The 14,866-nt window shown below is 68.7% G+C and carries 15 protein-coding genes and 2 pseudogenes; 12 read left to right on the top strand and 5 right to left on the bottom strand.

All coding sequences use genetic code 11. The features are described 5' to 3' along the window. Positions 1-605: 605 nt before the first annotated feature. Complete coding sequence (locus tag ACFVIU_RS38425) at positions 606-1,226, top strand: hypothetical protein (RefSeq protein WP_385848387.1); 621 nt, start codon at positions 606-608, stop codon at positions 1,224-1,226. Positions 1,227-1,593: 367 nt separating this feature from the next. On the opposite strand, the gene ACFVIU_RS38420 is transcribed toward ACFVIU_RS38425, so the two are convergent. Together ACFVIU_RS38420 and ACFVIU_RS38415 are read right to left on the bottom strand one after the other, a co-directional pair. Then, positions 1,594-2,145 carry a DUF6417 family protein gene (locus tag ACFVIU_RS38420; RefSeq protein ID WP_385848386.1) on the bottom strand — a complete coding sequence of 184 codons (552 nt, stop codon included), beginning with the start codon at positions 2,143-2,145 and terminating at the stop codon, positions 1,594-1,596. A gap of 337 nt (positions 2,146-2,482) precedes the next feature. Then, positions 2,483-3,007 (bottom strand): annotated as a pseudogene (locus tag ACFVIU_RS38415) (pyridoxal-phosphate dependent enzyme); the annotation flags it as partial. Here ACFVIU_RS38415 and ACFVIU_RS38410 point away from each other — a divergent pair. The 5 genes from ACFVIU_RS38410 to ACFVIU_RS38390 all read left to right on the top strand — a co-directional run bounded on the left by ACFVIU_RS38410 (position 2,994) and on the right by ACFVIU_RS38390 (position 6,048). Further along, positions 2,994-3,230 carry a hypothetical protein gene (locus tag ACFVIU_RS38410; RefSeq protein WP_385848385.1) on the top strand — a complete coding sequence of 79 codons (237 nt, stop codon included), beginning with the start codon at positions 2,994-2,996 and terminating at the stop codon, positions 3,228-3,230. The pseudogene ACFVIU_RS38415 and the gene ACFVIU_RS38410 sit on opposite strands and share 14 nt — an antisense overlap. A gap of 82 nt (positions 3,231-3,312) precedes the next feature. Then, a complete protein-coding gene (locus ACFVIU_RS38405) occupies positions 3,313-3,804 on the top strand; it encodes a hypothetical protein (protein ID WP_385848384.1) in 492 nt (163 codons plus the stop codon). 11 nt (positions 3,805-3,815) lie between these two features. Then, positions 3,816-4,067, top strand: a complete 252-nt coding sequence (locus ACFVIU_RS38400) for a hypothetical protein (protein ID WP_385848383.1) — start codon at positions 3,816-3,818, stop codon at positions 4,065-4,067. A gap of 522 nt (positions 4,068-4,589) precedes the next feature. After that, positions 4,590-5,054: a hypothetical protein gene (locus tag ACFVIU_RS38395; protein ID WP_385848381.1), complete on the top strand. Its 465-nt coding sequence runs from the start codon at positions 4,590-4,592 to the stop codon at positions 5,052-5,054. Between the two features lie 58 nt (positions 5,055-5,112). Continuing rightward, the gene (locus tag ACFVIU_RS38390; protein ID WP_385848380.1) at positions 5,113-6,048 is read left to right on the top strand and encodes a transposase family protein; all 936 of its coding nucleotides are present in this window, start codon (positions 5,113-5,115) and stop codon (positions 6,046-6,048) included. A 195-nt stretch (positions 6,049-6,243) separates the two neighbouring features. Here ACFVIU_RS38390 and ACFVIU_RS38385 read toward each other — a convergent pair whose 3' ends face one another. Further along, positions 6,244-6,819: a hypothetical protein gene (locus tag ACFVIU_RS38385; protein WP_385848378.1), complete on the bottom strand. Its 576-nt coding sequence runs from the start codon at positions 6,817-6,819 to the stop codon at positions 6,244-6,246. A 1,111-nt stretch (positions 6,820-7,930) separates the two neighbouring features. Between ACFVIU_RS38385 and ACFVIU_RS38380 the strand changes: the two genes are divergently transcribed. The 3 genes from ACFVIU_RS38380 to ACFVIU_RS38370 all read left to right on the top strand — a co-directional run bounded on the left by ACFVIU_RS38380 (position 7,931) and on the right by ACFVIU_RS38370 (position 10,189). Then, positions 7,931-8,800 (top strand): helix-turn-helix domain-containing protein, encoded by an 870-nt coding sequence (locus ACFVIU_RS38380; protein ID WP_385848377.1) that lies wholly within the window; start codon positions 7,931-7,933, stop codon positions 8,798-8,800. Between the two features lie 107 nt (positions 8,801-8,907). Continuing rightward, positions 8,908-9,318 carry a hypothetical protein gene (locus ACFVIU_RS38375; protein ID WP_385848375.1) on the top strand — a complete coding sequence of 137 codons (411 nt, stop codon included), beginning with the start codon at positions 8,908-8,910 and terminating at the stop codon, positions 9,316-9,318. Positions 9,319-9,385: 67 nt separating this feature from the next. Further along, the gene (locus ACFVIU_RS38370) at positions 9,386-10,189 is read left to right on the top strand and encodes an SAM-dependent methyltransferase (protein ID WP_385848406.1); all 804 of its coding nucleotides are present in this window, start codon (positions 9,386-9,388) and stop codon (positions 10,187-10,189) included. 38 nt (positions 10,190-10,227) lie between these two features. Here ACFVIU_RS38370 and ACFVIU_RS38365 read toward each other — a convergent pair whose 3' ends face one another. After that, positions 10,228-11,142 (bottom strand): helix-turn-helix domain-containing protein, encoded by a 915-nt coding sequence (locus tag ACFVIU_RS38365; RefSeq protein WP_385848374.1) that lies wholly within the window; start codon positions 11,140-11,142, stop codon positions 10,228-10,230. 89 nt (positions 11,143-11,231) lie between these two features. Beyond that, a complete protein-coding gene (locus tag ACFVIU_RS38360; protein WP_385848405.1) occupies positions 11,232-11,468 on the bottom strand; it encodes a DUF397 domain-containing protein in 237 nt (78 codons plus the stop codon). Positions 11,469-11,660: 192 nt separating this feature from the next. Between ACFVIU_RS38360 and ACFVIU_RS38355 the strand changes: the two genes are divergently transcribed. From ACFVIU_RS38355 to ACFVIU_RS38345, 3 genes and pseudogenes are all read left to right on the top strand, one after another. Then, the gene (locus ACFVIU_RS38355) at positions 11,661-12,209 is read left to right on the top strand and encodes an ATP-binding protein (protein ID WP_385848373.1); all 549 of its coding nucleotides are present in this window, start codon (positions 11,661-11,663) and stop codon (positions 12,207-12,209) included. A 138-nt stretch (positions 12,210-12,347) separates the two neighbouring features. Next, positions 12,348-13,177, top strand: a pseudogene (locus ACFVIU_RS38350) (IS5 family transposase). A gap of 207 nt (positions 13,178-13,384) precedes the next feature. After that, a complete protein-coding gene (locus tag ACFVIU_RS38345) occupies positions 13,385-14,329 on the top strand; it encodes a TIGR03619 family F420-dependent LLM class oxidoreductase (RefSeq protein ID WP_385848372.1) in 945 nt (314 codons plus the stop codon). Positions 14,330-14,866: the final 537 nt, after the last annotated feature.

The raw sequence follows: 14,866 nt of genomic DNA, 5'->3' as shown, positions 1-14,866 counted from the left end.
ACCGGCCCCCCCCCCCCCGGGGCCCGTTACTGGTTCACTAACCCCCCCCCCCCCCCCGGGGGGCCCCCCCGGGCTCCGGCCGGGGGCGCCCCCGCCGGCGTGCAGCCCCGCCGCGGGACGCCAGACGGCCCACCTCGCCGGGCAACGAGACCCGAATGGCCGTGGTGGGCCCGCCCACGACCCTCCGCCCGCTTATGGCCTTCGCGCCCGGTGAAGCCCACGCGCGAGCCCGCCGTGTCTGCGGCTGCAAGATCGCGGCCGCCCAGTGAGCGAACCAGACCCTGGATGTGGAGGCCGCGGAGCTTCCCCGGTTCCTGGTCGTGGCCGGCCGTCCCGGTCTCGTTCACCGTCATCGGGTGCGAGGCGCCGAAGGGCCCCGCGCTCTTGGCATGCCGCCCATCTCCGTTATCTCGCGGTCCGCCGCCAATGGCCCCACCCACCGAGGGGTGTACAGCGTCACATGATGGCTGGTCACTTCCGCGGCCAGAGGGGTAGGTTCTGGTCCGGCCGCTCATCACCGGCCGTAGATCACAGGCCAAACCACACGAAGAGGTGGAAGTGACCGCGCCGCCGGTGTGCTCCGCGGTCTGCAGAACGGGGAGTCCATGACCAGTCAACACCGCGCGTTCACTGCTGCGGGCATGCTTGCCGCCAGTGCCGCACTCGCCCTCGGCGCGAGCCCGGCCGGCGCCACGAGCTCGTCCCTTCCCTACGGGCCCGGCCCCCAGGACCACTACACCGTGCAGAAGCAGCCGGCACCAGGCACCTGCCACTACCGGCACGACCACGCCCAGCCGCTGCCCGACAGCCACTGCACCCCCGGTGCACTCAACCCGAAGGTCACCCCCCAGACCCTCAAGGCCACCATCTGCAACCCGCACGGGTACACCTCGAAAATCCGTCCCCCGGCCTCGGTGACGGGCCGTGAGAAGCTCGCGAACGCCGCCTCGTACGGCTACAAGACCGATAAGGCGAGCCTGCACGACGCCGAGTACGACCACCTGGTCGCACTGCAACTGGGCGGCGACCCGAACGACCCGCGCAACCTCTGGGTAGAACCGCCGAGCCCCGGACACAGCCCGGGCGCCGGCCCGAACAACGACAAGGACAAAGTCGAAACCCGCCTGCACACAGCCATCTGCAACGGACGAGTCACCCTCACAGCAGCCCAGCAAGCCATTACCTCAGACTGGGTGACCGCCGAACAACGACTCGGCCTGAAGTAACAGCCACACCGTCGGCGGCCGCCACCCACCCCGCGCTGCCCAGTGTGGGTGGTGGCAGTCATGCCGGGCGACCACCAACACCGTGCGGCCATCCCTGGCGCGCCGGCCAGGGCAGCCAATCAGGTGTCTGTGGTGTTGTTGGGCGCGCGTGGGGCGGGCGACGGTGTGAGCGTCCGCGGTCAGGGCCCCCGCCCGCAGCGCGGTGGAGGGACCCGCGACCAGGTGCTCGTGCGGGATGTGTCGGGCTATCCTTCGGGTCCCTCCCCCGGCCACCGCGGCGTGCGCCAGGAACGGCGGGCGAGAGAGGTTGCCAGATCCTGGGGTGGTCCGGGTCAGGCCGGGGCAGTCGCAACTGCCCGTCGACCGGTCAGGGTGAAAAGACGACGCCGTACTGCCTGGCGAAGCGGTTGGCCTCCGCTGTGGAACCGCACATCGAGCGCAGGTAGAAGGCATAGGCCACCGACTTGACCTGCTCCTCGTCCAGGCACAGCGACCACCGATTGCCGGCCCGGTCAAAGCACGCGGTCCGCACCCGCTCCGCCAACCCAGCCGCCGGCGGCACCCGCAGCCGCGCTCCGCTGCTCAGATAGACGCGCAAGGCGTCCATCTCCGCCGGCCGCAGCTCGACCAAACGCTCCCCCTCTGCCGGGCACTGCCGCACCGGGACGGGGCTGGCGTCGGTGTACGTCAGAACGTCATGGCCGTACGAGGTGAGCCGCGCCGCCCACAAGATGGGCCGGCCCGCATGGGCGGACAACTCCGCCCGCACCAACCTGTCCGCCAGCCCCTGCCCGGCCGCCGCCTCCACCGCCTGCTGCTGGGGACGCAGCTGACCGGACAGCACCCACCCCCACTCCGCTTTCACCTCGGCGTCGCGCAGAACCCGCAGAGCCTCCAGCCAGCCCTTCCTCCCCCGCACGCCCACACCACCCCTCGACGCAGCCCGACACCGGTGGAAGAACGTTAGGAGCCGGGCTGCGGCCAACGCGCCCGAACAGCCGAAAGATCACCAGCACGTGCGAGAAGATCACCGAGGGCCGCACCTGGTGCGGCCGGGGCGGGCGGCCGGGCACTCCAGGACATCCAGAGCGCGGGCCGAACCCACGGCCGGTGCAGGCGGCCGGAACGCCGGGACAGCCGCTGAGCACACCCGCGAGCAGCCTGCCCCAGTATCCGGGAACGAGTCGCAGCAACCACGCCCGGACGGGCCCGTTTCCGTCAGCGCCGACGGAGTTCCTGCTCCCTCGGGCCGCTCATCAGTGTGCGGTGGGCCGATTCACCAGATCGCAGGGGTCCGTGTTCGCTCCGCACAGCACCACGCAGACCTTCTCGCCGTTGCCGGGCCGGTAGCTCCGGCTCACAGCGCCGGGCCGGGCCGTCAGGTCCCGGTCGGGGACGTGGCGGTCCGGTGACGTGAGCGCGGCCAGAGCGGTGGCGGCACCGTGCTCGACGGCTACCTTGCGGTGGTCCCACAGTGCCTGTCGGGCGCGGATGATCTCGGTGTCCGGCACGAGGACGGAGTGCACTCGGTCCTGCCGGGCGGCGTGCAGGGCCATCTCCGAGGTGCGGCGCGCGCCGAGGGAGTCCGCGGCGATCGAGTCCACGGTGACGTCGATGAGGGCGCCAGCCTGGAGGGCGGCGTTGAGGGCGCGGCAGTTCTCCGGTTCGACTGCGACGGTGCGGATGCCGTGGTGCTGGGCGGCGGTGGTGACGCCGGTGAACAGGCCGCCGCCGCCGACCGCGACCACCACGGTGTCCAGGTCGGGGATGTGCTGGCGGATCACCCTCGGCAGCGCGAGCTTCGTCAACCACCGCGACCCCAAGGCCGCCCAGACCGCCACCCGGCTCGCGCTGGCCGCGCTTGACCCAGAGGAGTTCCCGGTACTCACCGGACAGCTCGGCGCCGTCCTGCCCGCCGTCGTCGGCCACGAGGTCTACTACGGCGCCCTTCGCCAACTCATCCACGCCGCCGCGGAACCCGGGCAGGCGGCCGAGGAGACGTAGGCAGGCCAGATCACCGAGAGCCGCCCGACACGGGCGCGGGGTGCCATTCAGGCACGGCTCACCCACCCGCGGTGCCCCAACGTTGTACGCCGAGGTCGTCTTCTCCGACAGCCTCTGCCAGCTGCTGCCGTTCATGGAGCGCTTGAGCCAGGCCCGGCAGGCCGACCTCAGGCTGGACGGCAGCGGCGGCCTGGGCGGCCTCCTCCTCGTCCGCCGCTTCTTCGGACCTGAGATCCTTCCGATATGGCGGTGGAAGCCCGGCTCGAACGTCGCCGGTGGCGACCGCGTCAGCGAGGTCCGCCTCAGTCAGCAGTACCTCACCGTCGCCCTGCGCACCGACGACCACGGCGAGGGCGACCTTGGGTTCGACGTGCTGGTCTCCTGCCCGGTCGACCCCGAATGCAGCGGCCGCGCCTGGGCGCCGACCTACAGCGTCATCTGCCTGCCCCGCGCGCTCAGCGGCGAGCTGGACCACCGAGACGACAGCGTGTGCGACGTCCACGGCGGCTTCGACGACACTCCCCGGGAGACCGACGACCACGCTCTGCATGAAGCCGACCGGAGCGTGCGATGAAGGCCAGCCGTATGGACATCATCCTCGTCCGGGTCGCCGCGTACACGGTCGCGTTCACCGTCATCGGCTCGTTTGCCACCGTCGTCGGCGTGCTGGCCTCCAGGCCCGTCACCGGAGATGCGGCCCCGATCGTCTGGGCCCTGGTCGGTATCGCAACGGCCGTCCTCCTCGGAGTCGGTATCGACCACCTGACCACCCGGATCCTGCATCGCGTCCCCATAAACGCCGCATCCACACAACCCCGCGACGAAGGGACGTCATAAGCCGCCCCGACACCCCGCACCCGCATCCCCTGACCCCGGCCGATCTCCTGGAGGAAGATGAGCGGGCGTACGGCTGACCAGACTGCCACCTGCCCATCCAGGGCGGGCGCGCTGGCCTGGCCGCACACCGCAGCACCGTCCACCACGGCCGTGACGACCCCCGGCGCCGCATCACCATCCAGCTCGACCTCTGAGCCGCCCCCCTCACAGCGTGACGGACGCTCCGTGCCGCCCGGCGCTTCCGCACCACGGAGGCCCGGGCGGGCGCGGTGGCCCCTCAAGCACTGGCACGGAGAGGAGATGGGCGTCATGGCGCGCACCGAGTTCTACGAAGTCGACGTCCCGATACACGACACCACCAACCCGGCCGCAAGGGTTTTGTGACTGAGCGTTTCACTTGGCCAGTGAGCGGTTGACTTGGCCAGCCGAGCGTTCGCCATCTGCATCGATGCCTGATCATTGTGTGGGACGGCGGCCGTGAGACACAGCGATCGTGCCGCTGATCTGGTTGCATAGGGCCTCATGAGCGGCATAGCCACACCCGTCATCGCTGTCCTCGGCACCCTGCTGGGTTCGACGGTGACGCACGTCTTCCAGCAGCGGTCCGCGCAGCGCACCGAGCAAAACTCGCGTCAGGAACGGCTGCGCCAGGAGCGGTTGGACGCTTACGGCACCTACTCCGGCCTGTTGGTCAACTTCCGCCGGGCCATTCTGCACCACTGGTTCTGCGTGCACGAGGGCAATGACGCCGACGACGAAGTCGCCCTGCGCAGACTCTCGTTCGAGCTGCGCTCCAGCACCGAACACGCCCTGTACCGCCTCCAACTGATCACTGACGATCCCGAGCTGGCCACCGCCGCGGCCGACGCCTTCACGGCGATCGGCAAGATCGATCGCGCAGCGAACCGCGCCGACGTGGTCGCCTGTCGGGATGCGACCCAGGAGCTGATCAACACCTTCGTCGCGACGGCACGCCGGCACGTCTAACGAGCTCGTGCACGGTAGGCGGGGAGGCGTCGAGCTCCTGATCGTCGATCATGGTCGTGTGGTGGGGAACGCGTCTCGTGCAGCGATCATCAGCGACCGGAGGATCACTGGCCTGTCGGCCGGCGTGATCGCTGAACTCGTGGCCAAGCTGGGCCCGTTGTGGCATGAACGGCATCAGGCCAGGCTTGCGTCCAGGCAGCGGAAGCGGGCCGTAGGCGCCGGCGCGAAGCACCGGCTGGTCTTCGTCGACCGGCTCCTGGCCACCCTCGTGCACCTCCGTCACGGGGCCACACACGACGTGCTCGCCTGCTGGTTTGGCGTGGACCGCTCCACCATCACCCGCCCCGTCGGTGAGGTGCGGCCCCTGCTCGCCGAGCGAGGCTGCACCGTCAGTCCCGGCGTGCGGTTGCGGACGCTGGCCGAGGTCGTCGACCACCTCGGCTCCGACGGTAGGACCGGGATCGTCGACGGCACCGAGATCCGGGTCCGGCGGCCGGCCGCCAGGCGCAAGGACCGGGACAAGTTCATCTCCGGCAAGAGCAAGCAGAACGCCGTCAAGACCACGGTGCTCACGGACGGGGACGGCCGGGTGCTGTTCTGCAGCCCGACCAAGCCCGGAAGCTGCGCGGACATTACCCACGCTCGCCAGTTAGGGCTGGTCAAGCTCCTGGCCGACGGGGCCGCCGTGGAAATTCTCGCCGATGCCGGCTACCAGGGCCTGGGCGCGCAGACCAGCGGTCAGGTGGTGACACCGCCGCACCGCAAGTTCAAGAAGAACGCTCCGGACTGGTACGAGGAGATGTATGAGCGACAGCGGAAGGCACATTCCTCACGACGCATCCGCGTCGAGCACGGCATCGCTCACCTGAAGAACTGGCGAGCTCTGACCCGCCGCCTCGGCCGCCGCGAGCACATGAGCGACACCGTCCAGGCCGTCGCCGGCCTGCTGTCCCACCAGCAAACCGCGGACCTGACGTCGGCGCGGCAGATGTGAACACCGAGCCCCGCCGCCATCCTCGACGTCTCCCCGCCTACCGTGCACGAGCTCGTTAGTGCCGGGACAAACTCGCCCTGACCTTGGAGATCGTCAAGCACACCGATGGCATCGCGGGGTTCGTGGTGCTGCCCAGGCGCTGGGTGGCCGGGCGCACGTTCGCGTGGCTGATGAACTCCCGCGTCTGGCCCGGAACTACGAAGCCCTGCTCGCCACCGGCGAGGCGATGAGCCGGTGGCCGACGGTCACGCAGATGAGCCGGCGTCCGGGACGGCCAGTGTGCGCCGGCCGGCACTCACCGCCCCCGACGCCTCCAGGAGGAGCCCCCCGCGCTCCGCAGGCGCCGGGCATTCGACCGCAGTCCCTCGACTTTCGCGGCGTCGCATCAAGGCCCAGATCCACCGCGATCTCCTTGGCCCGAAGCGGTCCGTGGCCCGTAGATCGCTGCTGGTCCAGCACACCCAGAATGCACTGATAGTCCGGCGCCACAACCATCACAGGCAGCCCTTGCCACCAAGGCGGCACCGTCGACCCTTGCGCCGGCGCGAGCGACAGCACCGCTTTCTCCTCGGCCTCCGACCCGGCGCTGGTCTCGGCAGCCGAGGCTGCCAGGGCCTCGACCAGCTCTTCCCGCGCGATCACCCGCCGGTCCAGTTCGATCTCGGCGGCCTCCAACACCTCAGCCCACCGGGTGACTTCCTCCCGTAGCCCTTCCACCCGCACACCGACCGCTGTCTCCCGCTCCTCCAGCATTCCCAGCACTGACGCCATCGCGCGCCCCTCGCTCACTGTGCAGAAACAAGACGCCGCATGCTTCTCTCATTCCGAGCTACACCATGCCTGACCAGCAAAATCAACGGATCAGTTCTGTTGAGATACAGCTTCTCAGGCCAGAGCCACCCTGTATCAAGGGTTGATGAGCGTCATGTCCTGGGCCATGGCTCCAACATTGGTGCGGCATGGTGGGATGGTTTCGCCAGCGGTAGTGAGCGTAGGGCGACGGCGTACGCCGGAGCGTCCTGCGTGGATTTTCAGGTGACGGCGTACATGTATCACGCCTCTTTTCGAAACTCCAGCGACCAGTCTCTTGCGCATTCGATCATAAAGAGTTGCGAAGTGACCTTCTGGGATACGGGGAGGGTGTCGTCGTCCCGGTTTTCGCACGATGGTGCGGTCGTTTCCCGCTTTACGTCTCACTCTGTTGGCCGAGCGCGGCAAGGGCGCGCTAGGGTCGCGTCGGAGAGGTCCCGGGCCAAGGCTGGCTACCGACAGGCCGGGACCCCTCCGCATTTTGAACCGTCGTCAATTCCACAGAGGGAAACCGATGACCGATCGCAATGTTGTGTCCGGCACCGTGGTGTCTGGAGCACGCGTGGAAGGTAGCAGCGGCAGCGGATATTACGCACGCCTGCGTGCCTTCGCTGTCACGCTCAGCCTGGGCCCCATTGTCGTACTGGCCCTGGCCTGCGTTCTTCAGGGCTCCGGCTGGCCAGCCGCAGGGTGTGTGGCGTTCGCGGCGGTCGCAGCTGCCGCAGCCGGCAGGTCCCGGCTCGAATACTTCTGGGCGCGCCTGGACTGAACCAGTGCCGTGGGCCCCGAGCATGGCCCCGGCGCCCACCGCGCGCCGGAAGCCAAAGTGAGCGGGCCGGCCAGGAAGGGAAAAGTGGTGGCAGATAGTTCGACGCAGCCGGACAGGTGCGCGATGTGCTCCGGTCCGTTGGTACAGAAGGTGGGCGCCGGGCGGCGGCGCCGGTACTGCGGCATCGCCTGCCGCCGACGTGCGCAGAGGCAGCGGCGGGCCAGCCAGACGAAATTCGTTGAGCAACAGGGCCCGTTGGGCAGTGCAGTTGCTGCGGAGGTCCATCGCCTGGCGGGTCAGCTGGTGGACAGCGAGATGCGTCAGGAGGAGTTGGGAACGCTGCTGGAGCGCGCTGAGGCGATCCGCCGGGAGCTGGATATCTACACCGCTGCTGCGGTTCAGGACGCCCGGCACCGGGGTGAGAAATGGGAGGCTGTGGCCCGCGCCGCGCATGTAGCGCCGGAGACGGCCCGGGCACGGTGGGGACCGGAGCGAGTCGCCCGGATGATGGTGCTGCACGCCAACGACAAGCAGGCTGCTCCCACCCGGTGGCGCGCTGCGCGGTCCGTGCCCACCGGGGAGGGATGGGAGAACGCGGGCGGTGACCGGCGGGAGACGGCCGGCCCGGTGGGCATGCTCGCTTCGGCACTGACCCAGTTGCAGATCGCGAGCGGCAAGACGATCCGCGAGGTGGCGGATCTGGCCATGCTGTCGCCGTCGTTCATCTCGCGGGTCCTGTCCGGGGACCGGCTTCCGACTTGGGACCTGGTGTGTGCGCTGAGCAAGATTTTCGGCTCCGACCCGGCGGAGCTGCGGGTGCTGTTCGAAGCGGCCCACGGGATGACGGTGCCGCAGCGGCAGCCTGCCCCTGCTGCCATTGAGCAGTTGCATGCGGCGGTGCGGGGGCTGTATCGGGCGGCGAAGTCGCCGAGCCCTGAACGGATTGAAATGCTGAGCGGCAGGGCGGTGAGCGCCAAGGAGGCTCGGCTCGTCCTGTCGGGCCGCGACGTGCCCGACTGGGGGGTGCTGTCTGCTCTGGTGTGCACGCTGGGGGGGCGGCCCTCGGAAGTGAAACCGCTGTGGGAGGCGGTGCACTACGCGTTCTTGATGGTCGACGACCCCGGCCTCCCCGACGGCATCGCGCACATCGCATCGCCTGAGGCGGAGCAGTGACTGCGTCCCGGAGCGCACCCCTTAGCAGCGGGGCCGACTGTGTCCCCACCGGCGTAAGGCGAACTGCGGATCTGCGTTACGACGGCCTGCGGGTGGAGCGGTCTGCGGTGGCTGCTTTCGCGGCTTTCCGTGAACGCCTTTACGAGCCCTACTTGCAGTACTCGGCGTTGCGGATCGGCCAGTACGGAGCGGCGGAGAGAGCTGTAGCCGCGGCGTTCACCGAGCTCGCGGTGTCATGGACCGTGGTCTTGGGCAGCTCCGGGCCGGCCGCTGTCGCCTGGGACATCCTCCATGATCATATCGATCAGGCGCTCGGCGGGCATCTTCGGCCTTACCCGTTCGGCCGGCCTGTGCGCTCTCTTCATCTGGAGGTCCAGGTGCTGCACCGCCGGCTGCTGCTCAGTTCGGAACGGATCGCGGAGGTGCTGGGCATACCGGTGGAGGATGTGTGCGGGCTGCTGCTTCCGTCGGGGCCCCGAGGGGGTGACAAACGGCCATTTCACAGCACGCCGGTGTGATGCACCTCATACACTGTGCTGTCACGGCGTCAGGTGACGTCTCGTGACGAGGCCGGAGGGGGCACGGGTGAATTTGCCGTATGGAGTGGACGTATCGGTTCCGAGTGTGGCCCGCATGTACGACAGCCTCCTTGGCGGCAAGGACAACTACCCCGCGGACCGTGCCGCCTGCGAGGAGCTGCTCACACAGGTGCCCAGCATGCGGGAACTGGCGCTGAACAACCGGCAGTTCCTGCGCCGGGTGGTGCACACCCTGGCGGCGGACTTCGGGATCCGGCAATTCATCGACCACGGCTCAGGGCTGCCCACGCAGGACAACGTGCACGAGGTCGCGCAGCGCGTCGCCCCGGCGTCCCGGGTGGTGTACGTCGACAACGACCCCATCGTCCGTGCCATGGGCAGTGCCTTGCTGGAGACCAACGAACGCACCGCAGTACTCCAGGCCGACATGCGGGACACAGACGCCATCTTCGCCAGCGAGCCCGTACGCCGCCTCATCAACTGGAGCGAGCCGGTGGCCGCGTTGTTCGTCTCCGTACTGCATTGCATCCCGGACGACAGCGGGCCCGGCGAGCTGATCGCACGCGTAGCCGACAGACTGCCGCCCGGCAGCATGATGGTCGTGTGCCAACTCGTCAGCGACAGCCAGGCAGTCCGTGATTTCGTCACAGAGTTCATGGACGCGCAGACCCAGGGCCACTGGGGCCGCGTACGCGAGAAGGCCGACGTCCAGGCGTTCTGCACGCCGCTGGATCTCATCAAGCCGGGGCTGACAGAGGTTTCGGCCTGGCGGCCGCAGAACGACGACGTCCCCCAGCAACTGACGTGGGAGTGGGAGGAATACGGAGGCGTGGGCTTCGTGAGGCACTGAGCCGTCGCTGCTTCCTGAAGAGAGGCGGTTGCGGCCAATTACCGCCAGGTGTCGAGTGCCTCCTGCAGCAGTGACGGGGTCTGGTCTGCGGGAGTTGCAACGCCGCACAGATGGTTCAGCACAGCCTGGTACCGCTCGGACTCCGACGGCTTCTCACGGTAGACAGCGCCCTCGTACTGCTCCAGGTACACCATGTCCGGCAGGTAGTCAGGAGCGAAGAACCGAAGGTGCACGATCGGGTGCCCGATCGCGCCGGCGGCTCCCACGGACAAAGGGGCGATGTGCAGGCGCAGACGGTAGCGCAGTTCCTCCAGCAGCGTGAGCAAGTGGGTGATCTGCCGATACATGACGCCGGGGGTTCCGACCTGGCGGCGGAAGACCTCGGAGTCCATCACAGCGATCAGGCTCGGCGGGTCGGTTTCGCGGCGCAGCATCTCGATGCGAGCACGTCGCATGCGGACCCGTTCCTCGATCTCCTTGGCCGGCATGGTGGGATGGGTGGCCCGGATGACGATCTCGGCGTACTCCTCGGTCTGCAGCCAGCCCGGCACCAACTGCGGCTCGTAGGAGATGATCCGCTGTGCCGCCGGCTCCATCGCGAGCAGCGGGCGCAAGCTGCTCGGTGCGGCATGGGCGAAAGGCTGCCACGCTTCGGGATTGGCCGCCTCGTTCACCAGGACCGCGATCCGCTGGCGCTCCGCCGGGTCGCGCACACCATACTCATCCAGCAGGCGCACGACCTCTGCGGGCTTCAGCGATGCGAGTCCCGTCTCCATGCGGCTGATCGTGGATTCGGAGGCACCGATGCATCGAGCCGCCTGGCGGGTCCCCACACACGCGTGGTCGCGGCAGCGCCTGAGGTGGCCCGCAAGCGCTTTGCGGTGCGCGGCCGAGCCCCACTCCGGGCGGTGCGGGAAGCCGAGAATGGAAGGCGCCTTCTGTTCGGCTGCCATACCGGGTGCTCCTATCGACTGTTCAGAGAGCCCGAGTATGGCAGCCGACTATCAAGCATGTCAGGAAGTGGCCATAAATCTACGCTCTGTCACGCGAGAGCGAAGTCGAACTCCCCGTCCCTGACTCCCGCGAAGAAGGCTGCAACCTCCTCCCCCGTATACACAAGGGCCGGCCCGTCCGGGAATCGGGAGTTCCGCACGGCCACACCGCCATCAGGCAGGCGAGCGACTTCCACACAGTTCCCGTTGCCCCCGCTGTGGCGGCTCTTGCGCCACGCGACCCGCTCAATCATGCCTGCACTGACGCCGTTTTCTACCCGCTGCATTCCTATTCGCGCCTCTCCGAGTCCCGCCCGGCCAGCACCGCCCCGAAGGAAGCCATGACCGACCAGGTGTGCGAATTCCTTAGTCCTGCAATTGCAGAACCACACTTGCAGGAACGATGAACAGGCCGGAATAGTGACGGTCAAGACGGCACGCCAGGCTCGAGAGGGCAAACAAACTCCGAGGGACGGACGATGACGCCACCTCACAACCGCGACAATCAGCCACTCTTCCCAGCCGAGACTGCCAACAGCCCGGAGCGGCAGCTCTTCCGCGGCGCGCCGGCCGTGTGGACCCCCAACCTTGCCGTGCGCACAGGCCTGGGAAGCACCCCATTTGCCGCGAGACAGATCCCGCCCACGACCAAGTGCTGCTACGTAGCACGACAGTTCACCCGCCAGACACTGCGCCGCTGGGGCCTGAACAGCATCTGCGACGACACCGTGCAGGTCGCTTCCGAACTCGTCGCGAACGCAGTCCGCCACGGTCAGACACGCGCCATCGCATCAGGCACCCCGCCGACTGCCGTATGGCTTGCCCTCACCCTGCGCCCGCGCACCCTGCTGTGTGTGGTCCGCGACCCAAGCCAGCGCCGGCCGCGCCTCACCTGCCCGCCACCCCTGGCTGAACAGCACCGCGGACTTCCCATCGTCAACGCCCTGAGCACGACCTGGGGCTGGACCGACGACCAACAAACCGACGGGAAGTCCGTATGGGCCCGTCTATCACTCCCGGAAGACTGAAAACCACTCTGCCCACACCCGGTCACTGCCTGCTCCAACTCTGACCTGCGGGACGGCCGCCCCCTCGGCAGAAGACAGATCCAGGGCGACCTAGGCGGTGTCTTCAAATGATCTTGCCTGGTGGATCATGGTGTCGTGATACGTCGTCATGAACTGTCGGATGCCGAGTGGGAGTTCGTCCGGCCGTTGCTGCCCGAGTCGTTGCGGGGCCGGAAGCGGCTGGACGACCGCAGGGTCCTGAACGGGATCGTGTGGAAGTTCCGGACCGGGACGGCCTGGCGGGACGTGCCCGAGCGCTATGGTCCGTGGGCCACGCTGCATACCCGTTTCCGCAGGTGGGCGGCGGACGGCACCTTCGACCGGATGCTGCGAGCCGCCCAGGCGAGAGCGGACGCGGCGGGCGACATCGAGTGGCTGGTGTCGGTCGACTCGACCGTCGTCCGGGCTCACCAGCATGCGGCCGGGGCCCGAAAAAGGGGCTCCGCGACCCGGCCCTCGGCCGGTCCCGAGGTGGTCTGACCAGCAAGATTCACCTGGCGTGTGACGGGCGGGGCCGTCCGCTCGCCTTCGTCGTCACGGGCGGCAACACCAACGACTGCACCCGGTTCACCGCCGTGATGGAGGCGATCCGGGTGCCCCGGATCGGACCGGGGCGGCCCCGGGTCCGGCCCGATCACGTCCTGGGCGACAAGGGTTACAGCTCGAAGGCGATCCGAGCCTGGCTCCGCCGCCGGGGCATTGCCCACACGATTCCCGAGCGGGCCGACCAGGTCCGCAACCGGGCCCGACGAGGCAGCCGCGGAGGCCGCCCGCCGGCCTTCGACAGCGAGGTCTACAAGCACCGCAACGTGGTGGAACGGTGCTTCAACCGCCTGAAGCAGTGGCGGGGTATCGCCACCCGGTACGACAAGACCGCCGAGTCCTACAAAGCCGCCGTCACCCTGGCATCAATTCTGATGTGGGCGTGACATTTGACGACAGAACCTAGTGCTCTGACCGAGAAGGTTCACCGGCTTGCGGAGGTCCCGGCGTTGGTCAGCGAGCGCCGTACGGAGTGACAGGCGATCCGCTTGATCCCGGCCGGGATGAAATAGGGGCGGTGCGGGAGTTGAGTGTCGCGACAGGGCGGCCAGTAATCGTCGCGTCGCCCTCGGACTGCCGTCGAAAGGCAACCCATGCCCCTGCTGGGCCTCGGTGTTTCTCTTCAACAGCGCTGGCCGCTCGACGACGGAGCCAGCGTGCTCCGCGCCGCACGCCACGCTGAAGACCTAGGCTTCGACCACGTTGCGGTCGGCAACCGTCTACTGGACAGCGGTTTCGGCCTCGACACGGACCCGCTGGTTCTGCTGTCGGCCGTCGCCGGGGCGACGACGCGCCTGCAACTGCTGACGTCCGTACTCGTCGCGCCGTACTACCCGGCGCTGGTGCTCGCCAACCAGGCAGCCACGCTGGATGTCGTATCCGGAGGACGCTTGATCCTGGGCGTGGGCACCGGCTGGAATCCTGACGAATTCGCCGCCGTCGGGGTACCCGCCCGTGAACGGGGTGCACGTACCGACGACCACCTCGCCGCTGCCAAGGCCCTGTGGGCCCGGCGCCCCGCAGACTTCGACGGGCCGTTCACGACACTGCACCAGGCGCACTTGGGAGTGCCTCCGGTCACCACCGGCGGTCCGCCCATGTGGGTTGGCGGACACAGCGACGCTGCCCTGCGCCGTGCGCTGCGGTTCGGCGACGGCTGGTACGGCACAGGCGCCGACGCCGTGGAGATCACCGACGTCCGGCGCCGCTTGCGTGACCTCGCCGAGGCACAAGACGCCGATCGTCTGACGCTCGCGTCGGCCGCGTTCCTTACTCCGCCGGGTCTGCCTGCGGCGGTTCCGCCACCGGGACGACCACTGGCGGCACTACGCCCACTGCAGAGAGCGTTGCCGACGACCTCGGTCGGCTCGCCGAGGCAGGGCTTGCCGCTTGCACCCTGGGGCTGCCTGTCGCGGCTGAACATGTCGAGAAGGCCATGGAGTGGGTCGCAGCCGAGGTGGCACCGCGGCTCACCTGATGCCGTGGCTGGAAAGACCCCCAGTTTGATCAAGCTGCCGCTTCGGGGACGTCCGCCCTAGCCGGTTCGCGGGTGGCGTACTGCTCCGCCGAGAGCCTGCCAACCTGCGGGTTCATGGCGAAGGAGGCCATGGCGTCGATACAAGCGGCCGATCCGGGCTTCAGCGTACGGAAGGCCGGGGACTGATCCACTCCCGTCTCGTCGCCGCCAAAGGACCTGCAGCCAGGGCCGAGCTCGCCGGGGGTGAGAAGCCGTTGCTCGAGCTGGCGGGCGGTCAGCTGGAGCATGCCCGAGCCCGCAGCCGGAACGGACGACCAGTTCCTCCTCGTCACCGACACCGCCAACCAGCAGCACCGTCCCGGAGCGCCGCGCCCCTGCCCTTCCCGGCCGGGCGCGGCGCTGTGCCAACCGCGCGGGCATGTGTCGGCCGTGGGGAACCCTGTGACAAGATCCGCTGGCATGTCATCTGTCATGTCGTCTGCCATGCCTTCGTCGCCCACGGGCCCCTCAAGAACCGGTCGCCGTCTGCTGGTCGCCCTACTCGCCCTGCTCGCGACAGCAGGCTCCACCGTGGCCGAGGCCGGCACGCCGTCCGGCC

It is taken from the genome of Streptomyces sp. NPDC127190, assembly GCF_042672505.1.
Taxonomy (GTDB): Bacteria; Actinomycetota; Actinomycetes; order Streptomycetales; family Streptomycetaceae; genus Streptomyces.
This window is presented reverse-complemented; position numbering and strand designations above follow the sequence as displayed.